Annotated in this window: 22 protein-coding genes and 1 pseudogene; 9 read left to right on the top strand and 14 right to left on the bottom strand. The window is 59.3% G+C overall.

The window, feature by feature from the left end; translation table 11 throughout:
• Positions 1 to 12: 12 nt before the first annotated feature.
• Genes ACX80D_RS12450 through ACX80D_RS12435 form a run of 4 tightly spaced genes read right to left on the bottom strand, consistent with a single transcriptional unit; the run spans position 13 to position 3,931 of the window.
• Positions 13 to 369, bottom strand: coding sequence for a non-heme iron oxygenase ferredoxin subunit (locus ACX80D_RS12450; protein WP_459323001.1), 357 nt, complete (start codon positions 367 to 369; stop codon positions 13 to 15).
• Positions 366 to 1,682 (bottom strand): Fe-S cluster assembly protein SufD, encoded by a 1,317-nt coding sequence (sufD, locus tag ACX80D_RS12445; protein ID WP_459323000.1) that lies wholly within the window; start codon positions 1,680 to 1,682, stop codon positions 366 to 368. Before sufD ends, ACX80D_RS12450 begins: the two co-directional genes overlap by 4 nt.
• Entirely contained in the window at positions 1,683 to 3,158 is a 1,476-nt protein-coding gene (sufB, locus tag ACX80D_RS12440) for a Fe-S cluster assembly protein SufB (protein WP_459322998.1), read from the bottom strand.
• Positions 3,158 to 3,931, bottom strand: coding sequence for a helix-turn-helix transcriptional regulator (locus ACX80D_RS12435; protein ID WP_459322997.1), 774 nt, complete (start codon positions 3,929 to 3,931; stop codon positions 3,158 to 3,160). Before ACX80D_RS12435 ends, sufB begins: the two co-directional genes overlap by 1 nt.
• Positions 3,932 to 4,191: 260 nt before the next feature.
• Between ACX80D_RS12435 and ACX80D_RS12430 the strand changes: the two genes are divergently transcribed.
• The 3 genes from ACX80D_RS12430 to ACX80D_RS12420 are packed head-to-tail and all read left to right on the top strand — an operon-like array spanning position 4,192 to position 6,967.
• Positions 4,192 to 5,199 (top strand): ABC transporter ATP-binding protein, encoded by a 1,008-nt coding sequence (locus tag ACX80D_RS12430; protein WP_459322995.1) that lies wholly within the window; start codon positions 4,192 to 4,194, stop codon positions 5,197 to 5,199.
• Positions 5,196 to 5,966 (top strand): ABC transporter permease, encoded by a 771-nt coding sequence (locus tag ACX80D_RS12425; RefSeq protein ID WP_459322993.1) that lies wholly within the window; start codon positions 5,196 to 5,198, stop codon positions 5,964 to 5,966. The genes ACX80D_RS12430 and ACX80D_RS12425 overlap by 4 nt, the downstream gene beginning before the upstream one ends.
• Complete coding sequence (locus tag ACX80D_RS12420) at positions 5,957 to 6,967, top strand: COX15/CtaA family protein (protein ID WP_459322991.1); 1,011 nt, start codon at positions 5,957 to 5,959, stop codon at positions 6,965 to 6,967. Before ACX80D_RS12425 ends, ACX80D_RS12420 begins: the two co-directional genes overlap by 10 nt.
• A 522-nt stretch (positions 6,968 to 7,489) precedes the next feature.
• Here ACX80D_RS12420 and ACX80D_RS12415 read toward each other — a convergent pair.
• The gene (locus tag ACX80D_RS12415; protein ID WP_459323016.1) at positions 7,490 to 8,461 is read right to left on the bottom strand and encodes a heme o synthase; all 972 of its coding nucleotides are present in this window, start codon (positions 8,459 to 8,461) and stop codon (positions 7,490 to 7,492) included.
• 421 nt (positions 8,462 to 8,882) lie between these two features.
• Between ACX80D_RS12415 and tkt the strand changes: the two genes are divergently transcribed.
• From tkt to pgl, 6 genes are all read left to right on the top strand, one after another.
• The gene (gene tkt / locus ACX80D_RS12410) at positions 8,883 to 11,009 is read left to right on the top strand and encodes a transketolase (protein ID WP_459322990.1); all 2,127 of its coding nucleotides are present in this window, start codon (positions 8,883 to 8,885) and stop codon (positions 11,007 to 11,009) included.
• Positions 11,010 to 11,139: 130 nt separating this feature from the next.
• On the top strand, positions 11,140 to 12,261 hold the full coding sequence (tal, locus tag ACX80D_RS12405; RefSeq protein ID WP_459322989.1) for a transaldolase: 1,122 nt from the start codon (positions 11,140 to 11,142) through the stop codon (positions 12,259 to 12,261).
• 4 nt (positions 12,262 to 12,265) lie between these two features.
• A complete protein-coding gene (locus tag ACX80D_RS12400; protein ID WP_459322988.1) occupies positions 12,266 to 13,903 on the top strand; it encodes a glucose-6-phosphate isomerase in 1,638 nt (545 codons plus the stop codon).
• A gap of 16 nt (positions 13,904 to 13,919) precedes the next feature.
• Entirely contained in the window at positions 13,920 to 15,464 is a 1,545-nt protein-coding gene (zwf, locus tag ACX80D_RS12395; protein WP_459322986.1) for a glucose-6-phosphate dehydrogenase, read from the top strand.
• Entirely contained in the window at positions 15,461 to 16,402 is a 942-nt protein-coding gene (locus ACX80D_RS12390) for a glucose-6-phosphate dehydrogenase assembly protein OpcA (RefSeq protein ID WP_459322984.1), read from the top strand. Before zwf ends, ACX80D_RS12390 begins: the two co-directional genes overlap by 4 nt.
• On the top strand, positions 16,399 to 17,208 hold the full coding sequence (gene pgl / locus ACX80D_RS12385; protein ID WP_459322983.1) for a 6-phosphogluconolactonase: 810 nt from the start codon (positions 16,399 to 16,401) through the stop codon (positions 17,206 to 17,208). Before ACX80D_RS12390 ends, pgl begins: the two co-directional genes overlap by 4 nt.
• A gap of 131 nt (positions 17,209 to 17,339) precedes the next feature.
• Here pgl and secG read toward each other — a convergent pair whose 3' ends face one another.
• The 9 genes and pseudogenes from secG to ACX80D_RS12340 all read right to left on the bottom strand — a co-directional run.
• The gene (gene secG, locus ACX80D_RS12380; protein ID WP_459322981.1) at positions 17,340 to 17,612 is read right to left on the bottom strand and encodes a preprotein translocase subunit SecG; all 273 of its coding nucleotides are present in this window, start codon (positions 17,610 to 17,612) and stop codon (positions 17,340 to 17,342) included.
• 123 nt (positions 17,613 to 17,735) lie between these two features.
• Complete coding sequence (gene tpiA / locus ACX80D_RS12375; RefSeq protein WP_459322980.1) at positions 17,736 to 18,551, bottom strand: triose-phosphate isomerase; 816 nt, start codon at positions 18,549 to 18,551, stop codon at positions 17,736 to 17,738.
• Positions 18,552 to 18,662: 111 nt separating this feature from the next.
• On the bottom strand, positions 18,663 to 19,901 hold the full coding sequence (locus ACX80D_RS12370) for a phosphoglycerate kinase (protein ID WP_459322978.1): 1,239 nt from the start codon (positions 19,899 to 19,901) through the stop codon (positions 18,663 to 18,665).
• Positions 19,902 to 19,914: 13 nt separating this feature from the next.
• A complete protein-coding gene (gap, locus tag ACX80D_RS12365; protein WP_459322977.1) occupies positions 19,915 to 20,922 on the bottom strand; it encodes a type I glyceraldehyde-3-phosphate dehydrogenase in 1,008 nt (335 codons plus the stop codon).
• A gap of 240 nt (positions 20,923 to 21,162) precedes the next feature.
• The gene (locus ACX80D_RS12360) at positions 21,163 to 21,786 is read right to left on the bottom strand and encodes a superoxide dismutase (RefSeq protein WP_459322975.1); all 624 of its coding nucleotides are present in this window, start codon (positions 21,784 to 21,786) and stop codon (positions 21,163 to 21,165) included.
• A gap of 108 nt (positions 21,787 to 21,894) precedes the next feature.
• A complete protein-coding gene (gene whiA, locus ACX80D_RS12355; protein ID WP_363839529.1) occupies positions 21,895 to 22,875 on the bottom strand; it encodes a DNA-binding protein WhiA in 981 nt (326 codons plus the stop codon).
• 22 nt (positions 22,876 to 22,897) lie between these two features.
• Entirely contained in the window at positions 22,898 to 23,902 is a 1,005-nt protein-coding gene (locus tag ACX80D_RS12350; RefSeq protein ID WP_459323014.1) for a gluconeogenesis factor YvcK family protein, read from the bottom strand.
• A complete protein-coding gene (rapZ, locus tag ACX80D_RS12345) occupies positions 23,899 to 24,822 on the bottom strand; it encodes an RNase adapter RapZ (RefSeq protein WP_459322973.1) in 924 nt (307 codons plus the stop codon). The genes ACX80D_RS12350 and rapZ overlap by 4 nt, the downstream gene beginning before the upstream one ends.
• A gap of 105 nt (positions 24,823 to 24,927) precedes the next feature.
• Positions 24,928 to 25,320 (bottom strand): annotated as a pseudogene (locus tag ACX80D_RS12340) (type I methionyl aminopeptidase); the annotation flags it as partial.
• Positions 25,321 to 25,326: the final 6 nt, after the last annotated feature.

Below are 25,326 nucleotides of genomic sequence, written 5' to 3'. Positions count from 1 at the left end.
CGGGCCGCGGCGCTACTGCGCGCTGACACCGTTAAGAATGTTGGTGACGTCCACATAGACGTCGCTGCCGTGAACGCTCAAGGCAAAGACGGGCACGGGTTCGAATGCGGGCAATGTCAGCGGTTGGCCTGACTTCAGGTCAAAGGAGCTGCCATGTGCCCAGCATTCGATGGTGCCATCCTCCACGTCGCCCTCGCTGAGGGAGATTTCTGCGTGAGAGCAGGTATCTCCGATAGCGTGAAGCTCCCCGTAGGAATCCCTGACAATGGCGATGGGGTAATCATCAACCTCAACGAGTAAGGATGATTTCACCTGTACGTCGTCGGCTTGGCAGACAATGACTCCGGCGGGCGTGGAGGAATCAATCACTGTGGGGTCGCCGCCAATTCGCGTTCCACGGACTCGCGCAGACGCTCTTCGAGGGCAGGTACCTGGATGTGCTGGATGACCTCGTTCAGGAAGCCACGCACCACCAGACGGCGGGCAACGCTTTCTTCAATACCGCGTGCCTGCAGGTAGAACAGCTGCTCATCATCGAAGCGGCCAGTGGCGCTTGCGTGCCCGGCCCCTTCAATCATGCCTGTCTCAATTTCCAGGTTCGGCACCGAATCGGCGCGTGCTCCCTGAGTCAGGATGAGGTTGCGGTTCAGCTCGTAGGTGTCAGTACCTTCAGCCTGCTTCCGGATCAGCACATCGCCAATCCAAACGGCGTGAGCGTTTTCGCCCTGCAGTGCACCCTTGTAGGTGACGCGGGACTTGCAATTCTTCGTGGAGTGATCCACGAACAAGCGCTGCTCTAGGTGCTGACCGGCATCGGCGAAGTACAGGCCATACATTTCAACTTCAGCACCCGTGCCGCCGTAACGCGCGGCCGGGGTGGTACGCAGCAAATCGCCACCGAGGTTGATGACAACATGCTTGACCTTGGCGTCTCGGCCCACCTTGATGTGCTGGGCGCTGGCGTGCACAGCGTCATCATTCCAGTCCTGGATGCTGACAACGGTCAAGTTGGCACCATCTTCAACGAGGATTTCGACGTTTTCGCTCAACACGGCGGTGCCGCGGTGATCCAAGACAACAACGCCCGTGGCGAACTTCTTGGCAATGACGACGACGTGCGCGGCTGCGGGGGCATCGCCCTGACCGGTGAGGGTCAAGGTGGTGAGGTTGTCAGCGTTGCCAGCGAATTCTGCCGGCAAGGTGACCACAGTAGCTTCGGTGAAGCTGGCCCATGCCCCGGCGGCCACACGGTCTTCGGGGATACCTGCGGAACCGATGCGTGCGTCGTCGCGACCCACGGTCTCAACGGTGACGCCGTCGGGCGCGGAGACCTCAACCAACGGTGCAGGACCGTTGAGCTCTACGCCCTTGATGCCAACGCGGTCTAGTCCGCGCAGACGCTTCAGGGGGGTGAAGCGCCATTCTTCTTCACGGCCGGTGATGGCCGGGAAGTCGGCAAGGTTGTAGGAGGTCAAGCGGCCGGCGCGTGAGCTGTCCGGGACGCCAACTCCGCCACCGTGGCTGTCGCCTCCGTGGCTATGGGCCTTTGCAGCGCTGCCGCCAAGGGGACCTGACTCTGGGTTGATCTCGGAGAGGCTTTCGCCTTCTTCGGTCATGCCCTTGATGAAGCCCTGTGACCAGACCTTTGAATCTGTTGCGTGTTCTTGCGTGAGCTCGGTCATTTAGCCGACGGCCCCTTCCATCTGCAGTTCGATCAGGCGGTTCAATTCGAGCGCGTATTCCATGGGCAATTCCTTGGCGATGGGCTCGATGAAGCCACGCACAATCATGGCCATGGCCTCGTCCTCGGGCATGCCACGGGACTGCAGGTAGAACAGCTGCTCTTCGCTGACCTTAGAAACTGTGGCCTCGTGGCCCATGGAGACATCGTCTTCACGAACGTCAACGTAGGGGTAGGTGTCCGAGCGGGAAATGTTGTCCACCAGCAGGGCGTCACAGCGGACTGTGTTCGCCGAGTGCGTAGCACCCTCACGGATCTGTACCAGGCCTCGGTAAGCGGCACGTCCACCACCACGGGCAACGGACTTGGAGATGATGGAGGACTGCGTGTTGGGCGCAATGTGAACCATCTTCGAACCAGTGTCCTGGTGCTGACCTTCGCCGGCAAAAGCAACCGAGAGGGTTTCACCCTTGGCGTGCTCGCCCACGAGGTAAACGGCCGGGTACTTCATGGTGACCTTGGAACCGATGTTGCCATCGACCCACTCCATGGTGGCGCCTTCGTGTGCAATGGCACGCTTGGTGACCAGGTTGTACACGTTGTTGGACCAGTTCTGGATGGTGGTGTAACGAACGCGGGCGTTCTTCTTGACCACAATTTCCACAACAGCCGAGTGCAATGAATCTGAGGTGTAGATCGGAGCCGTGCAACCCTCGATGTAGTGCACGTAGCTGCCTTCATCGGCAATGATGAGCGTGCGCTCAAACTGGCCCATGTTTTCGGTGTTAATACGGAAGTAGGCCTGCAACGGGATTTCCACGTGGACGCCCTTGGGGACGTAGACGAAGGATCCACCGGACCAGACGGCCGTGTTCAAGGAAGCGAACTTGTTATCGCCCACCGGGATCATGGTGCCGAAATATTCCTGGAAGATCTCCGGGTATTCGCGCATGGCGGTGTCGGTGTCTGTGAAGATGACACCCTGCTCTTCCAAGTCCTCGCGGATCTGGTGGTAGACAACCTCGGACTCGTACTGGGCGGTGACGCCACCGACCAGACGGTTACGCTCAGCTTCGGGGATACCGAGCTTCTCGTACGTGTTGCGAATGTCCTCGGGGAGTTCTTCCCAGGATCCGGCTTGCTTCTCCGTGGAACGCACAAAGTACTTGATGTTATCGAAGTCGATGCCGGAGAGGTCTGCACCCCAGGTGGGCATGGGCTTGCGGTCAAAGTACTTCAGGCCCTTCAGGCGCATGTCCAGCATCCACTGGGGCTCGCCCTTCTTGGCAGAGATGTCCCGAACGACCTCTTCGCTCAGACCACGGCGGGCATTGTCGCTGGCCGTGTTTTTATCTGACCAGCCGAAGGCATAGTTGCCTAGGCCCTCCAGCTCGGGGTTCCTCTCGAGGATGTCGTGGTTGGTGGCGTCTGCCACGTCACCATTGGCGCTAACATCCTGCGCTAATTGATCCGTCATCACGGCCTTTCTTGCTGATGGTTGGAAATTGAGTCCACGGGGCTTGCTGTGTTGGTCTGCGCCGTTGCCAGCTTGCGGACCACCGCCCGCCCTGTTGGTACATGTGTGGTGCACACGTGCCCGCCACTTGCCATGGTGGAGAGCCTGCGCACGTCGACGCCAATCAACCGGGAAAAAACCTCGGTCTCGGCATCGCAGAATTGGGGAAAGGAACTGGCAAGTTCCTGGATGGGACAGTGCCCTTGGCACAACTGCTCAGCTGCCATGGGTGTTCCACTGTTGAGTGAATTGGAGGTCGCAACAAAGTTGTCGGCGTTCAGCGCTTGGGCCAAGGCTTTGGAGCGGGCAGCTACATTCTCGCCTGCGGCGTCCACCACAGGCTGGTATTTGGCTTCCATCCGGGCAAATCGGCGCTGTGCGAACTCCACAACTCCTGACTCTCCGCGGATCTGGGAAATTTCAGTGAGCGCCTGCGTAGCGATCTGCAGGTAATCGTCACCGATTTCAGTCTGGCCACGTCGGGACACCACATATCTACGGGCCGGACGCCCCGCGCCACTTTTGGCGTTGCTGACCAGCTTGACTTCAATGAGTCCCTCTTTGGTCAAGGTGTCAAGGTGTCGGCGCACAGCTGCCGGCGTCAGCCCTAGCAGCACACCTAACTGGGCGGCGCTGATCGGGCCTTGCTCCAAAACGGCCGTCAAGACTCGGTCTCGGGTACGTTCATCAGGCTCGACGCCGGTCACCGGCACGGACGTTATTTGCTGACTCATTAACACCTCCACACAGTCAAAAATAGGCACAACATTAGACAACACAAGTATGTCGTAATTGCGGGCGGCACGCCACTAAGGCGAGCCTACCCACAGATCCACTGACTGATGAGTCCACTTACCGGCGTCCGGCGAGACCGCAGAAAATCATCAGGACCAGTGCTCTCGAGAGGTGCTGTGCCCCACTTAGAGAGCACCACAGCGTCTTCTCGATGGCCGAACGCGGCAGAACTCCCACTTGCTTCGCGTACAATGGCCGCGTGACAAAGACACTTTCCCCTGCTCTGGAGATCTCCGAGCTCATCAAGGACGTGGGGCCCCTTCCGGCATTGGATGGCCGGATGAAACGCGTTGTTTCCAATATTAGTCTCACGGCCCACTTTGGTCAGGTAACTGCACTTTTGGGAGCCAATGGTGCCGGTAAAACCACCACCATTGAATGCGCCCAAGGCCTACAATCGCGCACCGGCGGCCGTATCTCCCTCCTAGGCCAGGACCCGGAAAAGGCCGACGCCGGTTTGCGCGCCAGGGTGGGTGTCATGCTGCAAGACGGCGGCCTGCCCCCAGCTGCCCGACCCATCGCACTGCTCCGACATGTTGCTGGTCTTTATCAAAACCCGCTTTCAGTGGACGCTCTAGTGGCGCGCCTGGGCATCAATGAGTTTTCCGACACAAATATCCGTCGCCTCTCCGGTGGTCAAAAGCAACGTGTGGCATTGGCTGCAAGTCTTTTGGGCAACCCAGAAGTGCTGTTCCTGGATGAGCCCAGCGCTGGCTTGGATCCCCAGTCGCGGATCATGGTTTTTGAACTGATCCGGGAATTACGCGACGCCGGCAAGGCAATCGTCCTGACAACCCATCTACTCGATGACGCCCAACGACTCGCTGACTACGTCTACATCGTGGACAAGGGCGCATCAGTAGCCCAAGGCACTGTGCAAGAGCTTCTAGAGACCTCCACCGCTGCCATGGAACACCGGACCATGACGTTTGAAGCAGCACCTGCACTGGATGTGTCAACGCTGCTGCGCCCAGGACTTGACTGCAGCGAAACTCGCCCCGGTAGCTATGTCCTGACGGGTCCCTTGGAGCCGGCCGACCTCACCCGCTTTGGTTCTTGGTGTGAACGCATGCACGTTATGCCCACCTCCGTTCACCTGGCCTCCAAATCACTAGAGGATGTGTTCTTGGCAATTTCCGACGGCGGCGCCGAGACGGCTACCCCGACTAAGGTCAGCAGCACCTCACAGATCTTGGGGAAGTCATGAGCACCCTATTCAGCAATGCCGCACCAACACAGCCAGCAACGCTCAGCCGACGAATCCTCAACCAGGGCAAGTATGAAGCCGCAACCATGCTGCGCAACGGCGAGCAGTTGGTGCTCATGGTGGTCATGCCGCTACTGGGATTGATTGCCCTCGTGGCCACTCCCCTCCTCGATGACATGGGCCACTCGCGTGTGGCCATTGCAACTCCTGGAATCCTTGCTCTTTGTGCACTTTCGACGGCGTTCACTGGTCAAGGTATCGCCACCGGCTTCGACCGGCGGTACGGGGTGCTGCGCTTTATGTCCACCACGCCGCTGGGCAAGGGTGGACTGATTGCTGGCAAGGTCATTGCAGTTCTGGTTGCCTTGGCGTTGCAAGTAGTGCTGATCTCCACTGTGGCCGCGTTCATGGGCTGGCGCCCGCCGATTGGTGGTGTGCTCATAGGTGTTCCCCTGCTGATTTTGGGTGCTGCAGCTTTCACGGCCATCGGCCTGCTCATTGCGGGAACCGTTCGGCCAGAAGCAACATTGGCGATCACTAACCTTGGCTGGATCCTCTTTGCCGCGGTGGGTGGAATCGTTCTGCCCGCCGGAAAGTTCTCTAGTTCCCTCGAGGGCTTTGTTCAGTGGCTGCCGTCAGGGGCGCTAGGAAACTTGATGCGCGCGGCACTCTTGGAAAGCCGTCTCGATGTATGGGGTCTGGTTATTTTGCTGGCGTGGGGTGTGGCTGCCGCCATTGCCGCCGTCAAATGGTTCAAATGGAATTGAAAGGCGTCACTGAAGTGAGTCAAAGCAGCACCGCAACAGCCCTGCGCAACTTTGCCGAAAAGTTGCCCTCCTCTATCACTCCCGCGATTCGGCGTTTGAGCGTGGCCTCCCTGATTGGTCAGGGAGTCCTGATTGTCTCAGGCGGCGTGGTTCGGGTGACTGGTTCTGGGCTGGGTTGCCCGACCTGGCCCAAGTGCACTGAGGACTCCCTCACCAACACCGCCGAAATGGGCATTCATGGTGTCATCGAGTTCGTCAACCGGACCCTGACGTTTGCCTTGGCTGCCATCGCGCTGGTCTTGCTGGTGATGTTGTGGAATCTGCGTAAGGAAAGAAAGGACTTGTTCTGGCTAGCCTTCGGTCTCCTGGCTGCCATTCCAGCTCAAGCTGTCATTGGTGGCATCACGGTCCTGACCGGTTTGAACCCTTATGTAGTGAGCTTGCACTTCTTGGTTTCGGCCGCATTAGTGGTGGTCTCCATGCTGTTGGTCAATAGGACGTACGGCCGTACAGGTCTGACGGGTCCCAATGATGTTCAACGCGCACGTCCCTTGATCCGTCAGCTGAGTATCATCGCCGCTGTGACGAGCTACCTCGCCGTGGTGCTCGGCACCCTGGTCACAGGCTCTGGACCACACTCGGGCGATTCTACCTCCCCTCGCATGGAACTAGATGGCTACTTCGTCACCCGCCTACACGTGGTCCCGGTGTACGTTCTCGTGGCGGCGTCCTTACTTTTGGTCATCTTGCTGTGGCGCAACGGCAGCGGCACCGGCACCGGCACCGGCACCGGCACCATCGTACGTAACGCAGCTTCGTTCCTCTTCGTAGCAGTGCTTTTCCAAGGCTTCATTGGTTACTGGCAGTATTTCACCGGCATCCCAATCCTGCTGGTGATAGTGCACATGCTCGGCGCATCGCTCATGCTGACGGTGGCCACCAACATGATCGATGTCGCATTGAACCGCGGCAAGGACCACCCAGCGGCCGTTAGTCGCTAAGCCGTTATCCAGTAGCCTGCCGTCCCGACCGGCCGCACCGGCAACTTCCGCGCCCGTCTCCCACATCCGCCCCCGATCTACGGGCCGCGGATGTGGGGGCCGGGCGCGTTTTTGTTGGTGCTGGGCACTACCGGCAGCGACCAACCAGGGCCGAATGTACAGATAACGTACGCTTTCAGGCCGACAACCGCTGCGAGCGTACGTTATGTGCGCACTCGAGGGCACGATCAGCCTGAATAGAACGGATTGGGCCGCGGATATTGGGGCCGGGCGCGTTTTTGTTGGTGCCGGGCACTACCGGCACCGACCAACCAGGGCCGAATGTGCAGATAACGTACGCTTTCAGGCCGACAACCGCTGGGAGCGTACGTTATGTGCGCACTCGAGGGCACGATCAAGAGGGCACGATCAGCCTGAATAGAACGGACAGGGCCGCCAGAGCTCAACGCTCGGGCTTAACCAACAGCGGCCGGCGCCTTCCGCGGGGAAGGTGCCGGCCGGCGTCGTACTTTAGTGCCTTGATCAGCCCATCAATGCGGAGCCAACAAAGGGATCCACGGCCAATGAGAGGAATACCAGCGTCAGGTAGCTGATGGAAACATGAAAAACCTTCATGGCGTTCTTCTTGGTAACCAGGTCCTTCTTGGAGTTGTTGTAGAGAACGTGAGCCTCATACAAGAACCAAGCGCCGGATGCCGCAGCTACCACGGTGTAAACGATCCCGGCTCCGCCAAGGGGAATCATGAGCAACGAGCAAGCCACCATGGCCCACGTGTACAGGACCACCTGAACGGCAACCGTGCGTGAACCTGCCACGGCACCGAGCATGGGCACGTTGACGGCGTTGTAGTCGTCGCTGTAGCGCATGGACAGCGGCCAGTAGTGTGGCGGCGTCCAGAGGAAGATGACCATGAAGAGGATGATGGCTGGCCACTGCACGCTGTTAGTGACAGCTGCCCATGCGATCAGGACCGGGAAGCAGCCGGCGGCGCCGCCCCAGACAATGTTCTGCGAGGTGCGGCGCTTGAGGATGATGGAGTACACCACCACATAGACAAATATTGCCCCGATGCCGAGCATTCCTGTGAGCGGATTCACACTCCAGAGCAGCGCAACAGCAAGGACTGTCAGGACCCAGGAGAAAATCAGAGCCTCGCGTGGAGTGATGACGCCGGTCACCAACGGGCGCTTCGAGGTGCGGTTCATGATCTTGTCGATGTCGCGGTCAATGTAGCAGTTGAAGGAACCCGCAGCGCCAGCGGCCAGCGCTCCGCCCACCATTGTGGCGAACATGAGCCACAGGCTAGGCACGCCGCCCTGTCCGGAAAAACCTTGGGCGTAAAACATGGTGGGCAAGGTGGTGACCAAGAGAAGCTCTATAACCCGGGGCTTTGTCAGCGCCACGTAACCTTTGGCTTTGTCCGAAAAACTCACCGGAGCTTTGGCCGAAGCCCCAGTTAGCGGCGTATGTGTCGCACTCACGTGTAATGTCACCATGTTTTCATTGTTGTAGCTGTGCCGCTTGCATCCGGGCTGGCAATGATTGCTCCGGATGCCTGCCTTACGCCAGCGCTGGGCCAGCGTTCGGGCGCGACACAAGCGCGTTAAGCCTCTAGATATCATAGCCGCTTTCAGCATGGAAGGACGAAAACTGCCGTTGTCAAGATTGCCTCCAACTATTCGCAACATGTGAAAACTAATCACGTTCCGAGTGCGACATCGTGTAACTTTAGAAGCACCCAACGGCGTGGAAATTTACTGGTGTCCAGCACCCGTGGGACTAAGCTTGCAATTGCTGAAAGTACCACCGCAGGGCGTACCAGCCACTGTTTGCCGGCAAAAGCTACACATTCTCGGCTGCACCTGGGTTGTCCGCACCTGCACTATTTATGCACATAACGAGAGGGACCTGTCAGTGTCACATCAGGATTTGCCAACGTTCACCTGGACCGCCAACGACAAGCGAGCGGTCGATACAGCTCGCATTTTGGCCGCTGACGCCGTCGAGAAGGTCGGCAACGGCCACCCCGGAACAGCTATGTCGCTGGCCCCGGCAGCATACTTGCTGTTCCAGAAGGTCATGCGCATTGACCCGAAGAACCCGGACTGGATTGGCCGCGACCGCTTCATCCTCTCCCCCGGCCACACCTCGCTGACACTGTACGTGCAGCTGTTCCTCTCCGGTTACGGCCTGGAACTTTCCGATCTTGAAGCTCTGCGCACTTGGGGTTCATTGACCCCGGGCCACCCCGAATACAAGCACACTGCCGGTGTGGAAATCACCACCGGTCCGCTGGGCCAGGGCCTGGCATCGGCTGTTGGCTTCGCGTACTCACAACGCCGTATGCGCGGCATGCTCGATCCCGAAGCAGCTCCGGGCACCAGCCCGTTCGATCACACTGTCTGGGTTATTGCCTCTGACGGCGATCTCCAGGAAGGCGTCACCAGCGAGGCTTCCAGCCTGGCCGGCCACCAGGAGCTCGGCAACATGGTTGTGGTCTACGACTCCAACCACATCTCCATTGAAGATGACACCAACATCGCCTACTCCGAAGACGTGCTCAAGCGTTACGAGGCGTACGGCTGGCACGTACAGCGCGTTGACTGGACCAAGACGGGCGAATACGTCGAAGACGTCGCCGAACTCCACGCAGCACTGGCGGCCGCCAAGGCTGAGACCAGCAAGCCTTCGCTGATCTCCCTGCGCACCATCATTGGCTTCCCGGCTCCCCAGAAGCAGAACACTGGTGCCATCCACGGCTCTGCTCTGGGCGCAGCTGAAGTTGCTGCCGTCAAGGAAGTTCTGGGCTTTGACCCCGAGAAGAGCTTCGAGGTGGAGCCGGCCGTTCTGGATCACGCCCGCCAGCTGGTAGAACGTGGTGCCGCTGCTCACGAAGAGTGGAACACCTCTTTCAACGCCTGGGCTGCTGCCAACCCGGAAAACGCTGCATTGCTCGAGCGCATCCAGAAGAAGGAACTGCCGGCTGGCTGGGAAGAAAACCTCCCCGTCTTCGAAGGCGGCAAGGATGTCTCCACCCGCGTAGCATCCGGCAAGGTGCTGAACTCCATCGGCGCCGTTCTGCCTGAACTCTGGGGCGGTTCTTGCGACCTCGCCGGATCCAACAACACCACACTTGAAGGCACCGGATCGTTCGTGCCTGCTTCTAAGCAGACCGAAACCTGGTCAGGTGGCCCCTACGGCCGTGTCCTGCACTTCGGTATCCGCGAGCACGCCGCCGCCTCCATTGTGAACGGCATCCACCTCAGTGGCCCCACCCGCGCCTTCTCCGGCACGTTCTTGATCTTCAGCGACTACCAGCGCCCGGCCATCCGCCTCTCGGCACTGATGGGCGTACCGTCCATCTATGTCTGGACTCACGACTCCATCGGCTTGGGCGAAGACGGTCCCACGCACCAGCCGGTCGAGCAGCTCTCGAGCCTGCGCGCCATTCCGGGCTTGGACGTTGTTCGCCCCGGTGACTCCAACGAGGTTGCTGCTTCGTGGAAGAAGATCCTGGAAACCACTGATAACCCGGCCGGTATTGTGCTGACACGTCAGAACATCCCGACCTACAACCGTGGTGCAGGAGCTGCTACCGCTACCGAGTTCGCTTCGGCTGATTTGGTTGCCAATGGTGGCTACGTCTTGGCAGAGGCCGTGTCCGACGGCGCAGTGGTCACCCCCGCTGTCATCCTGATCGCCACCGGCTCCGAGGTTCATCTGGCCGTTGAGGCCCGCGAAGCTCTCGCTGCCGAAGGCATCGCCGCCCGCGTTGTGTCCATGCCGTGTGTTGAGTGGTTCAACGCTCAGAGCCCGGAATACCGCGAATCGGTATTACCTGCTGGTATCAAGGCTCGCGTTTCAGTTGAAGCCGGATTGGCTCTGGGCTGGCGCGAGTTCGTTGGAGATGCAGGCCGTTCCATTTCGCTGGAGCACTTCGGCGCTTCCGCTGACTACAAGATCCTGTTCGAGAAGTTCGGCATCACCACAGAGGCAGTTACAGCAGCAGCCAAGGACTCCATCGCTACGGTGAACTCCTAAGCGTTCCTCTCACACCTCAGTAGACCCAAAGGCTGGCGCCCTGCAACGCTCGGCGCTGGCCTTTGGGACTACAACACCTTCCCTGCAACGCTATTTCGTGCAGGGCCTTAATCCACAAGGAAGTAGCACCATGACTAACTCAACACCCACCGCCGCACTCTCAGCCGCTGGAGTTTCCATCTGGCTTGACGATCTTTCGCGCAACCGAATCAGCAGCGGCAACCTCTCCACACTCATCGCAGAGAAGAACGTTGTTGGCGTCACTACAAACCCCAGCATTTTCGAAGCCGCCATCACCAAGAGCGATGACTACAAGGCGGAGCTGAAGAAGTTCTCGGCCGCTGGCATCAACGCAGAGGATGCTGTTTTTGAACTCACCACAGCAGATGTTGCTGACGGTTGCGATATCTTCGCTCCCATCTATGACGCTACCGCCGGTGTTGATGGCCGTGTCTCCATTGAAGTTGACCCCCGCAAGGCTTGGGACACAGCAGGTACCTTCGAAGAGGCCAAGCGCCTCTACGCCAAGGTGAACAAGAAGAACGTTCTGATCAAGATCCCGGCAACGCTTGAAGGCATCGAAGCCATCACCTCTACCCTGGGTGAAGGCATCAGCGTCAACGTCACGTTGATCTTCTCCCTGGAGCGCTACCGCGCCGTCATGAACGCCTTCCTTAGCGGCCTGGAGCTCGCTAAGGCCAACGGTCACAACCTAGCCGAGATCCACTCAGTAGCCTCGTTCTTCGTTTCCCGCGTTGACTTGGAGATTGACAACCGTTTGGACGCCATTGGTACCGAAGAAGCTGCTGCACTGAAGGGCAAGGCTGGTCTGGCTAACGCTCGCCTTGCCTACCAGGCTTTCGAAGAGGTCTTCTCCTCCGAGCGTTGGGCTGTTCTGGCCGAAGCTGGCGCACTTCCCCAGCGTCCACTGTGGGCCTCCACCGGCGTCAAGAACCCGGCCTACCCGGACACCTTGTACGTAACCGAATTGGTTGCCGCCCACGTGGTAAACACCATGCCGGAGAAGACCCTGGATGCAACGTTCGATCACGGCGTGGTCACCGGTGACACCATCACCGGCGGTTACGAAGAAGCCAACGAGCTCTTGAACACGCTCGAGGGTCTGGGCATCTCCTACAACGACGTTGTGGGAGTTTTGGAAACCGAAGGCTTGGATAAGTTTGTTGCTAGCTGGAAGGATCTCCTCAACCACGTTCAGGACGCTCTCGACGCTGCTGGCGCGGAAGGCTGATCCCATGACATCACTGGCATTTGCCGCCACCGGGGCCGCTAAGGCCGCCGGTGAGGCTCAGTTGTTGACGCTGGTGGCCGATCAGGTCGCCTCACGCATCTTTGCCAAAGACGCCACACTCTGGGGTGCCGAAGCAGAAGCCGAGTCCGCTATCCGACTCGGCTGGGTTGAGGCTCCTGAGGTCTCGGCCCCCTTGGTTGCACAGATCACCGCCTTGCGCGATGAACTCCGCGCCGAAGGCATCAACCACATTGTGTTGTGCGGCATGGGTGGCTCATCATTGGCCCCCGAGGTCATCACGGCAACTGCCGGTGTTGAGCTCAGCGTATTGGACAGCACCGATCCTGATCAGGTGCGGGCAGCTGTCGGCGACCGACTGGCAACCACCGCCATTGTGGTCTCCTCCAAGTCCGGTTCCACGTTGGAAACGGATTCCCAGCGCCGCATCTTTGAACACGAGTTCACGGCTGCGGGCATCGACGCCAAGTCACGGATCATCATCGTCACCGATCCAGGCTCCCCCCTGGACGGTGCTGCTCGTGAAGCCGGCTACCGCAAGGTCTTCAACGCAGACCCCAACGTGGGTGGGCGCTACTCCGGCCTGACCGCATTTGGTCTGGTTCCCTCAGGACTGGCCGGTGTGGATATTGCTGCACTGCTGGATTCTGCCGAGGAAGCCGGTGAGATGCTGCGCGATGACGACGTAGACAACGTTGGTCTGCGCCTCGCCGCGGCTCTCGGTGGCACGTCGCCGCTGCGTGACAAAATCGTCATCGTCGATGAGGGTTCGGGCATTGTGGGCTTCGCCGATTGGGCCGAACAGCTCATCGCCGAATCCACGGGCAAGCTTGGCACCGGTGTTCTGCCGGTCGTGGCCGATCCCAACTCTCCCGAGGTGACCAGCGGTGCTGCTGACGTTCTGGTGGTGCGGCTGGTAGCCGGGGACTCCGACGTCGAACTTCGTGAGAACGAGGTCAGCATTGCTGGCGAACTGGGCGCGCAGATGATGGTGTGGGAGTTTGCCACCGCCGTCGCCGGGCGCCTCCTGGGCATCAACCCCTTTGATCAGCCTGATGTTGAGGCGGCCAAGGTGGCTGCTCGCGGCCTGCTGGATGCCACCCCGGAGACCACTGCTGCACTGTTCACGGACGGTGCTGTGGAGGTGCGCACTGCCAATAACGACGCCGGATGGCTGGCTGGGGCACAGACCCTTCCCCAGGCGCTGGCTGCTTTGGCAGGGACACTGGGTGCCGATGGCTACCTGAGCCTTCAGGTTTATCTGGACCGCTTGGCTCACGCGCCGCTGGAGTCCATACGCAATGAACTTGCCGCGTACACATCCCGCCCAGTCACCTTTGGTTGGGGACCGCGGTTCCTGCACTCAACCGGCCAGTTCCACAAGGGCGGCCCTGCCGTCGGCGTGTTCTTGCAGGTAACAGGTGCCGCTACTGCTGATGTAGCCATTCCGGACCGTCCCTTCAGCTTCGGCGAGCTCATTGCGGCTCAGGCCGCAGGCGACGCTGCCGTGTTGGCAGATCATGGACGGCCCGTGTTGCGCCTGCATCTGACTGATGTGGCTGCTGGTGTGACACAACTAAAAAATGCGGTTGCCGAACTCGCTGGCCGCCACCTCGACGCATAGGGCTCACTCTTTCAAGATGCCATTCTCTGCCACAACACCTAATGAAAACCCGCTCCGGGACAGTCGCGATCGGCGACTGTCCCGGGTCGCGGGACCGTCATCGCTGGTACTCTTCGGGGTCACCGGCGATTTGTCACGTAAAAAGCTGATGCCAGCTGTCTACGACCTGGCTAACCGCGGTTTGTTGCCGCCGAGTTTTGCCTTGGTTGGTTTTGGCCGCCGTTCTTGGTCAGACGCCGAGTTTGCAGCGCAGGTGAGGGAGTCCGTTGAGGCCCATTGCCGGACACCATTTGATGAAACTGTCTGGAGCCAGCTCAGCGAAGGAATTCGCTTTGTGCAGGGTGAGTTTGATGAGGACGCCGCCTTTGAACGCCTCAAGGCCACCCTTTCTGAGCTGGATGAAACTCGTGGCACGCGCGGCAACCACGCCTTCTACCTTTCCATCCCTCCCAAGGCCTTCGAACTGGTATGCCGGCAGCTTTCCCAGCACGGCCTTGCGCAGGGACCCTCTGATACCTGGCGCAGGGTTGTCATTGAGAAGCCGTTCGGGCACAACCTCAAGTCAGCCCGCGCTCTGAACGACATTGTGGAATCCGTCTTCCCGGCAGATGCCGTGTTCCGGATTGACCACTATCTGGGCAAGGAAACTGTTCAGAACATTCTTGCTTTACGTTTTGCCAACCAGCTCTTTGAGCCACTGTGGAACGCCAACTATGTTGACCACGTTCAAATCACCATGGCTGAAGACATTGGTACCGGAGGACGTGCAGGTTATTACGACGGCGTGGGTGCAGCTCGCGATGTTATCCAAAACCACTTGCTGCAGCTGCTGGCCTTGACGGCCATGGAGGAGCCCATTTCCTTCAACGCGGATCATCTGCGGGCTGAGAAGGAAAAAGTTCTTGCTGCTGTGAAGCTGCCCGAGGATCTTTCGGCACACTCTGCACGCGGCCAGTTCGCCGGTGGCTGGCAGGGCGGCGAGCAGGTCTTGGGTTATCTGGAAGAGGAAGGCATTCCCGCCGATTCAACGACAGAGACCTTTGCAGCGATTCGTCTGGACATCAACACCCGCCGTTGGGCGGGAGCTCCGTTCTACCTGCGCGCTGGCAAGCGTCTGGGGCGTCGTGTCACCGAAATTGCGGTCGTCTTTAAGCGCGCGCCGAATCTGTTGTTCACCGATCATGCAGAGGATGATTTCGGTCAAAACGCCGTGGTCATCCGGGTTCAGCCTGATGAGGGTGTAACCATTCGTTTCGGCTCCAAGGTTCCTGGCACTCAGATGGAAGTCCGGGATGTCACGATGGACTTTGGCTATGGCCATGCGTTCACCGAGTCCAGCCCTGAGGCGTATGAGCGTTTAATTCTTGATGTGTTGCTAGGTGAACCGCCGTTGTTCCCGCGCCACGAAGAAGTTGAACTTTCTTGGAAGATTCTGGATCCCTTCGAGGAATACTGGGCCGCTGAAGGCATTCAGCCCGAAGCCTATGAACCAGGCAGCTGGGGCCCGTCCTCCGCTGATGAACTCTTGAAGCGAGATGGAAGGACGTGGCGCCGGCCATGATTGTAGAACTCCCAGATACAACTACCTCCAAGATCACCAAGATGATCGTAAAGATGCGTGAGCAAGGCGGCGTGGTCGCCTTGGGCCGGGTTTTGACGCTCGTGGTCATCACCAAAGCTGGCCGTGAAGAGGAAGCCATCGAGGCTGCGAATTTGGCCAGCCGTGAGCATCCCTGTCGCATCATCGTTCTGGCAGCAGGATCACCAGCTGATCCCACCTGCTTGAATGCTGAGATTCGGGTGGGGGGCGACGCCGGCGCTTCAGAGGTGATTGTGCTGCGCGGTTCAGGTGAACTTGCTGCGGAAAGCGAATCTATCATCTCGGCACTGCTCTTGCCCGACGCTCCGATCGTCGCCTGGTGGCATACCGATGCTCCTGATTCACCGAGCAAATCTTCGCTAGGCCGGATCGCACACCGGCGCATCACGGATTCTGCCAATACTGCAGACCCCCGCGAGGCGCTCGCTCACATTGCCACGACCTACGCTGACGGTGATACGGATCTGGCGTGGACACGTTTGACCAACTGGCGTGTGCAATTGGCAGCGGCTCTGGATCAATCAGACAGCTCGGATCCCATCACAGGTCTGCAGGTAGAGGGTGCCAGCGACTCCCCCAGCACACTGCTGCTGGCCGCGTGGTTACACCGAGCCTTGGATGTCCCCATCACGGTCACCGAGGATCCCCGCGGAACCGGTATCCGCACGGTTGTCATTGAACGTAAAAAGGGAAATGTGCAATTGATCCGTCCGGGCGCTTTGGAGGCAACTCTGAGCCAACCCGGGCAGCCGGACCAGAAGATTTCCTTGCCGCGCCGTTCTTTGCAGGACTGTTTGGCAGAAGAATTGCGTCGACTGGATCCGGACTTGGTCTTTGGTGAAGTTGTCACCTTGGGCCTGAGCAAGATGTTGGCTGAAGAGAAGGTAGTGAAGGCATGACCAGGAACGTCCGCGTCACCGAGCACCCGTCCTTTGATGTGCTGGCTGCCACCACGGCAGCTAGACTCATCACCAGATTGCTGGATGTTCAAAGCGAACGCGGTGAGGCTACCGTGGTACTCACCGGCGGCAGTGTTGGCATCGCCACCTTGCGTGAAATTGCTGCGTCTCCTGCGCATTTGGCGGTTGACTGGAGCAAGGTGAACTTTTGGTTTGGTGATGAGAGGTTCGTTGAGGCTGATTCGCCCGACCGTAACTATGGTCAGGCTGCCGAGGCCCTCCTTAATCAAATTCCAGTCGATCCGGCCCGTGTTCATATCATGGCCGCCTCTGACACAGTTGCCGACCTCGACGAGGCTGTATCGCAGTATGCTGCCGAATTGGCGGCTGCGGCTCAGGCCGAATGGCGTAACAATGATGATGCCGACCATGCCCTAGCAGCTCCTGTGGTCCCCCGTTTTGACGTGCTGCTGTTGGGTCTGGGACCGGATGCGCACATTGCATCCTTGTTCCCGGACATGGCTGGCATTCGTACCAAGGGTGTGCCGGTGGTTGGCGTGCGCAACTCTCCCAAGCCGCCGCCCACCCGGGTTTCCTTGACATTGGAAACCATTAACTCCGCCCAGGAAATTTGGATTGTGGCGGCAGGTGCGGACAAGGCTGCCGCTGTGGGCCTCGGCCTGGCCGGCGCCAATGCAGGTCAGGTACCGGCTTCCGGCGCCTGCGGCAAGCAGAAGACGCTGTGGCTTCTTGATCAGGCGGCCGCTGCGAAGGTGCCCGGATTGCTCACACACCGAGACTCCTAGCAGTCTCAGGCTAAGCACCGTGAGACTGGCAGCGATAGTTTAGCCGCTCCAGGCGCTAAGCATTATCGAACAAAAAAGGTCCCCTCCGGCACATCGCCGGAGGGGACCTCTTTAGTTACTGCTAGCGGGAACTAAACGCCAATGTTCCCGTAGGACATGATCAGGCCTAGGCCAATGATGACGATGCCCCAGACAATGCCCAAGACCACGGTGAAGCGGTTCAGGTTACGCTCTGCCACACCGGAGGAACCCAAGTTTGAGCTCATGCCACCGCCGAACATATCGGACAGACCGCCGCCACGGCCCTTGTGAAGCAAGATCAACAGGGTCAGCAGCAAGCTGGTGACACCCAAGACGATCTGCAGGGCAATTTGTAGAGCTTCCACGTGTGGCCTTTCGAACATGGTGATGATGAATCAAGTAGTTGGTGAAGTAGGAGATTTGCGCATCACTGCGCAGGAGAGCCTAGGTCCGCGATCAAGTCTAACCGTGTCCGCCCACACATGGCGAATGGACACGGTTAGTAGCTACTTGGTGACGAGGTGGTTTTCAAAACGTGCGATGTTGGCGAATTCGCCGGCGTCCAAGCTGGCCCCGCCAACTAGAACACCATCAACGTCACGCTCAGCCATGATGGCACCCACGTTATTGGCCTTGACCGAGCCGCCGTAGAGCAGACGGGTCTTGGCGGCCGTCTCAGCATCGAAGAGTTCTACGAGCTCGGCGCGGATGGCGGCACACATTTCCTGTGCATCTTCCGGTCCTGCAACCTCGCCAGTTCCAATGGCCCAGACGGGCTCGTAAGCAATCACGAGCTGTGCGGCCTGCTCGGCGGTAAGGCCGGCGACTCCACCGCGTACCTGTGAAAGCGTGTGTTCTACGTGGGTCCCAGCCTTACGGACTTCAAGGCCTTCTCCTGCACACAGCACGGGGGTCACTTCATTGCGGAAAGCAGCCTTGACCTTGGCATTGAGCAAGTCATCGCTCTCAGCATGGATTTCGCGGCGTTCGCTGTGCCCAACCAAGACGTAGGCGCAGCCAAGCTTGTTCAAGAAGGCGCCGGAGATGTCACCGGTGTAGGCCCCTGAATCCTTATCGGAGAGGTCCTGTCCGCCGTAGACCAGCTTGAGCTTGTCGCCCTGAACCAAGGTCTGGACACCGCGCAGGTCGGTGAAGGGAGGGAAGACTGCAACTTCCACTCGGTCAAAATCGTGGCGGGCGTCGGACAGGGTCCAGGCCAGCTTCTGCAGGAGGGTGATGCCCTGGACGTGGTCCATGTTCATCTTCCAGTTACCTGCGATCAGCGGCGTCCGGTCAAAATTGCCGTTCGTTGAAGTAGTCATCGCTTCTCTCGTTTCTTGCGTTACTTAGAGTAAAACTTTTTTCACAACAGTGCCGATAGGGAAATCGGCAAAAAGTGGCGGCGGGGAGACCCCGCCGCCACTGTGGTTCTTTTAGCGGTCTAGTGCGCTCAGGCCCGGGAGTTCCTTACCTTCAAGGAATTCCAGGCTGGCGCCGCCACCGGTAGAGATATGACCAAACGCGTCATCAGCAAACCCCAATGACCGAACGGCCGACGCGGAGTCGCCACCGCCAACCACGTTGAAGCCACCCTTGGACGTGTTAGCAGCAAGGGCACCAGCGACTGCCAGAGTTCCACCAGCGAACGCCGGGAACTCAAAGACACCCATCGGGCCATTCCAGAACACAGTCTTGGCATCGGAGATCGCTGCCGCGAACGCTGCACCGGAGTCTGGGCCAATATCCAAGCCCAGTCCGGCTGCACCAAACGTGCTGCTTTCAATGGATTGTGCAGCAACTACTTCATGTGCCGCATCTGCGGAAAAACCTGCAGCTACAACCACGTCGGTGGGCAACACGAACGTGGTGCCGGCAGCTTCTGCACGGGCCAGGTAATCCTGAACAACGGGGATCTGGTCAACTTCCAGCAAGGAAGAACCTACCTTGTGGCCCTGGGCAGCGAGGAAGGTGAACAACATGCCGCCGCCGACCAAGATGGAGTCGGCCTTGCCAATCAGGTTGTCAATGACAGCCAACTTGTCCGAAACCTTGGACCCACCCAGAACAACCACATATGGTCGCTCGGACTCGGTGGTCAGCTTACGCAGAACCTCCAATTCCGTGCGCACCAGATCGCCTTGGTAAGACGGGAGCACTTTGGCAATGTCATAGACACTGGCGTGCTTGCGGTGAACGGCACCAAAGGCATCGTCCACATAAGCGCCATTAGTTCCGGTCAAGGAGGCGAGCTCAGCAGCGAAAGCCGCACGTTCGCCGTCGTCCTTGGAAGTTTCGCGAGCATCGAAGCGCACGTTTTCCAGGACCAGAACCGAGCCGTCAGCCAAGTCGACCGCTGCCGCCTGGGCAGCAGGACCGGTGGTGTCGGCAGCCAAGGTGGCGTTGAGTTCCGGTGCCAGTTCGGCCAAGCGTGCCACGGCAGGAGCCAAGGAGTACTTGGCTTCGGCGGCACCCTTGGGTCGGCCCAAGTGGGCGCTGACCAGAACACGGGCACCGGCGTTGGCCAGTGCCGTGATGACAGGGATTGACGCCTTGATGCGTCCATCGTCACTGACGTTAGAGCCGTCGAGCGGCACGTTCAGGTCACTTCTGACCAGTACGTACCGCCCGCGGACACCTTCATCGATGAGTTCGTTGAGGGTGTGAAGAGTCATTCGCGTTTTTACCTTAGAGCTTGGAAGCTACGAGTTCGGTCAAGTCGACCAGGCGGTTGGAGTAGCCCCACTCGTTGTCGTACCAGGAAACAACCTTGACCTGGTTGCCGATGACCTTGGTCAGGCCCGAGTCAAAGATGGACGACGCCGGGTCGCCAACGATGTCCGAGGACACGATCGGGTCTTCCGTGTACGTCAGGTAGCCGGCGAGCTTGCCTTCAGCAGCGGCAGCCTTGTAAGCAGCGTTGACTTCTTCAACGGTGACCTCGCGGCTCACAGTTGCGGTCAAATCCGTTGCTGAGCCTGTGGGAACGGGTACGCGGATGGCGTAACCATCGAGCTTGCCCTTGAGCTCCGGCAGAACCAGGCCAATAGCCTTGGCGGCACCCGTGGAAGTCGGGATCATGTTGATGGCTGCACCACGTGCACGGCGGAGGTCGCTGTGCGGGCCGTCCTGCAGGTTCTGATCTGCTGTGTAAGCGTGGATGGTGGTCATCAGGCCACGCTCCAGACCGAAGTTGTCGTTCAGGACCTTGGCTAGCGGGCCCAGGCAGTTGGTGGTGCACGATGCGTTGGAGATGATGTGGTGGGTAGCCGGGTCGTACAGCTCGTCGTTGACACCCAAAACAATGGTGATGTCTTCATCGGATGCCGGAGCGGAGATGAGGACCTTCTTGGCGCCTGCATCAATGTGCTTCTGTGCAGCAGCAGCCTTGGTGAAGAAACCGGTGGATTCGATGACGATGTCTACGCCCAACTCGCCCCAAGGCAGGTTGGCGGGATCGCGCTCAGCCAAAACGGTGATGGTCTTGCCATCAACAACGAGGTGGCCGTCGACGACCTCAACGGAAACGGACAGGCGGCCGTTGACGGAGTCGTACTTGAGCAGGTGGGCCAGCGCTTCGGGGCTGGTGAGGTCGTTGACTGCAACGATCTCAATGTCTGCACCCTGAGCCAAAGCGGCGCGGAAGTAGTTGCGGCCAATGCGGCCGAACCCGTTAATACCAATACGAGTAGTCACTGTTTTTCTCTCCTTCGGTGCTCTATTGAACACACGTAGCCAGGCTGAAGGTCACCTTCAGCCAATGTTTCCCGCACGCCGTTGGGCAGAGATTTCTTACTGATGCGCAGGGTTAGATGCGCACCGTGATCTATATTACGTTCTATGGTGCCCGTCCCGTTAATCATACGGGACGGGCGTCCATATATTGGTCATGCCCTCAGGCCGTTGAACGGCTCGACACTGACCGGGTGGAGCGGGTTACGGCAGGATCAGGCCAGTCGCGTTCTTGCGGGCAGCCTCAAAGCGCTTGGCTACATCGGCCCAGTTCACAATGTTCCAGAATGCCTTGACGTAGTCAGCCTTGACGTTGACGTAGTCCAGGTAGAAGGCGTGCTCCCACATATCCAGCATCAACAGCGGTGTGGTAGCAACGGGGACGTTGCCCTGCTGATCGAAGAGCTGCTCGATGATCATGTTGCCGCCGAGGCCTTCGAAGGACAGCAGTGCCCAACCGGAGCCCTGGATGCCCATGGCTGCTGCGGTGAAGTGTGCGCGGAACGCATCGAAGGAGCCAAAGGCATCATCGATTGCAGCGGCCAGCTCGCCCTCGGGCTTGTCGCCACCCTCGGGTGAGAGGTTGTTCCAGAAGATCGAGTGGTTGGTGTGGCCACCGAGGTGGAACGCCAAGTCCTTGGAGAACTTGTTGACGTTGGCGAAGTTGTTGCTTTCGCGTGCTTCGGCAAGCTGCTCCAGAGCCTGGTTCGCGCCGGCGACGTATGCCGCGTGGTGCTTGCTGTGGTGCAGTTCCATGATGCGGGCGGAAATATTTGGTTCCAAAGCAGCGTAGTCATAGCTGAGTTCTGGAAGTGAGTACTGAGTCACGGTTCCTCCATTGCGATTCTTCGAAAGTGTTGCCGTCGAAAACGACCGGCCGGGTAAAGGCGCCCACAATGGGCCGCGCTTCATCTCTACTCTTCCATACTAAAGCTCTCAGCCATCGAGCATGTCGAAGGTGACATTAGACTCAGTGCCGGGGATACCTAAATCCTTCGCCTTTTTATCGGCCATGGCCAGTAAACGGCGGATGCGTCCGGCGATCGCGTCCTTGGTTAACGGTGGATCTGCCAAACGTCCCAGTTCATCCAGACTGGCCTGTTTATGGGCCACGCGAAGTTCCCCGGCGTACTTGAGATGATCGGGAACGTCATCGCCTAAAATTTCCAGGGCGCGTTCCACCCTGGCGCCTGCGGCAACCGCGGCCTGTGCTGAGCGACGCAGATTAGCATCGTCAAAGTTCGCTAGACGGTTGGCCGTTGCCCGGACTTCCTTGCGCATGCGCCGTTCCTCCCACACGAGGAACGTGTCATGGGCGCCCATACGGACCAGTAGCGCACCGATGGTGTCGCCGTCACGAATGACTACGCGGTCAATCCCACGGACATCGCGCGCCTTGGCTGCAATGTCCAATCGACGGGCGGCACCTACCAGGGCCAGAGCCGCTTCCGGACCGGGGCAGGTGATCTCCAACGACGAGGACCTACCAGGTTCCGTCAGAGAACCGTGGGCCAGAAAGGCCCCACGCCATACGGCCTCAGCATCGGCCGTGGAACCATTGACGACGGCGGACGGCAGCCCGCGCACGGGCCGTCCCCGGCCGTCGAGGAGACCACTTTGGCGGGCTAAAGCCTCACCGTCACGCACCACACGCACCACATAGCGGCTGCCACGGCGCAGTCCCCCGCCAGAGACCACCACTATCTCGCTTTGATGCCCGTACATTTCAGCAATGGCCTGACGTAGGCGCCGTGCAGTTGCTGCCGTGTCAACTTCGGCCTCAATGACGATCTTGCCGGCGATGATGTGCAGGCCTCCGGCAAACCGGAGCAACGCTGAGACCTCAGCCTTGCGCACCGATGACTTTTTTACGTCAAGCCGTGACAATTCCTCTTTGACCGCAGCGGTTAACGCCATGGTTCACCTCCACTGTTCACGTTCATTTTTGACCACCAAAGATATCCCGGTAGGCCGCTGCCAACCGCAACGGGTCATGAACCGCATCGCCTACCGAGCTTCCCACCTTACCGAACACAACCTCTGCACCAATCATTGCCGCTGCTTCCTTAAACTGCGCGGCATCACCAATAGAGCTTGGATCTGCTAGGACCACATCGACGGTGAATTCTGGCGCATATCGGGAGATGACGCGCAAATGATCGGCCGCATCCATCCCGGTTGCTTCCAGATCGTTGATGTCTAGGTTCATGGTGATGAGCCTCTTGGCCTTAGTGGTGCACAGCGCCTGACGCATTTCGGGCAGGAGCAGGTGCGGCAGCACGGAGGTGTACCAGGACCCTGGCCCCAAGACCACCCAGTCGGCACCGTGAATTGCCGTGACAGCTTCGGGGCAAGCCGGGGCATCCTCTGGAAGCAGCCGCACGTTTTCCACCTCACCGGCCTTGGCGAGGTGGGACTGTCCGCGGATGATGGTTCCGGGCGTACCGTTCATGCGCACTTGGCCCTCAATAGTGAGCGGGACACTCGCCATGGGCAGTACTTCCCCGCGCGCACCGAGCAGAGCACCGGCCCATCGCAGCCCCGCCACCGGGTCTCCGAGCAATTCCCACAAGGTGACAATGAGCAGGTTCCCCAGCGCATGGTTGTCGAGGGAGCCGGTTGCGCCTTCACGGGAGGTGAAACGGTGCTGCATGACATCACGCCAAGTGCGTCCCCAGTCGGTGTCATCGCACAGAGCAGACAGCGCCATCCGTAAATCTCCGGGCGGCAGGACACCCAACTCTTCGCGGAGACGGCCGGAGGAACCGCCGTCGTCCGCTACGGTCACCACTGCGGTGACATTCCCGGTCACCAAACGCAGCGCTGAGAGCGACGCTGCCAGACCGTGACCGCCACCCAGAGCCGCAATTTTGACGCCGGAATCCGGGACCGGCAGTTTGCTGGCGGACGGAATGATCGGCAAAATCCCCGTGTACACCGCTATTCCCGACCCAGATCGCGGTGGCGGATGCTGGTGGTTACACGCGGGAGTTGGCTCAGGCGTTTAGCGAGCTCAATCGCGACGGCCACCGAGCGGTGCTTGCCCCCGGTGCAGCCCACGGCAATGGTGGCGTAGTGCTTGTTCTCGCGGCGGTAACCATCAAAAACCGGCTCCAACATGTGCACATACCGGTCCACGAAATCGTTGGCGCCGTTGTCATTGAGGACAAAGTTGCTCACCACCTCGTCTTCTCCGGTGAAGGGGCGCAGTTGCGGAATCCAGTGCGGGTTGGGGATGAAGCGGACATCGGCAACGTAGTTCGCGTCGACCGGCAGGCCGTATTTGAAGCCGAAGCTCATGATGGTCAGGCTCAGGACCACGGGACCCGATTCGGAGAAAAGCTCTGTTACGGCGGTGCCCAGCTGGTGCACGTTCATGACGGAGGTGTCCAGGATCATTTCGGCCTGATCCTTCATCTCGGCCAGTAGGAGGCGCTCAGCGGCGATGCCATCGGTGATGCGCCCATCCTCCTGCAAAGGATGCGGGCGTCGACCCTGTTCGAAGCGACGGACCAATGTGTCGTCGCTGGCGTCAAGGAACAGGACCCGGTAGGAGACACCGGAGGCGGAAAGCGCGTTGAGGGATTCCCTGATATCGGCAAAGAGAGCCTTGCCGCGAACATCGACCACGACGGCCAACTTGGGCAGCGCAGCGGGCATACGCGAGACCAGCTCCGCCAGCGCAGCCAGCATTTGGGGAGGCAGGTTTTCAATGACGAACCAGCCGTGGTCTTCAAGCGCATTGGCGGCCGTACTACGCCCGGCACCGGACATGCCGGTGACCACGAGAAGTTCAGATTCGACGGGCTTGACTTGGGTCAGCTCACCGTCTGTGGCGGCAGTTGGTTCTTGCTGTTGGGTCATTGATCTTCCCTGTCGGTAGTTGTCGTGCACATGAATCATGCAGCAGCTGCTGAGCTAAGCCTACTGGGCGCGGGACCCGATTTTTAGCGGAGCGAAAATTGCCGAGGCCAGAAGTAGGCCGGGGCGCAGCCTATAGTCGCGTCCAGGCTCACCGACGTTGGTATGTGCGGTTCTTGATGCATGGTTGTGCCAATGCCATGAGAGATATCACCAATTTTCGCTCCGGGGATCGCTGCGAGGTCGAGGGTGAGTAGGTCCCCGCCTTTGAGAGCGTAACCGTGAGGCATACCGTGCAGCACAGCGTCGTTGACGGATGTGCAAATACAGTGACCGGGGGGCCCGTCACAAAACCTAGGGTCATAGTCGACAGAGCACATGGTCGACGTAGCACGCGATGGCACCTGCATCAGCAATCTTCTCAGCTGCCCACTGATCGATTTCTAGTAGGTTTGTGCCAACTTTGGCCCGCTCTTTCAAACTTTTCAGGACCGAGCCAATAAATCC

This window comes from Arthrobacter sp. Sr24 (genome assembly GCF_054511175.1).
Note: the sequence above shows the minus strand (reverse complement) of the source record. Positions and strands in the feature narration are given on the sequence as shown.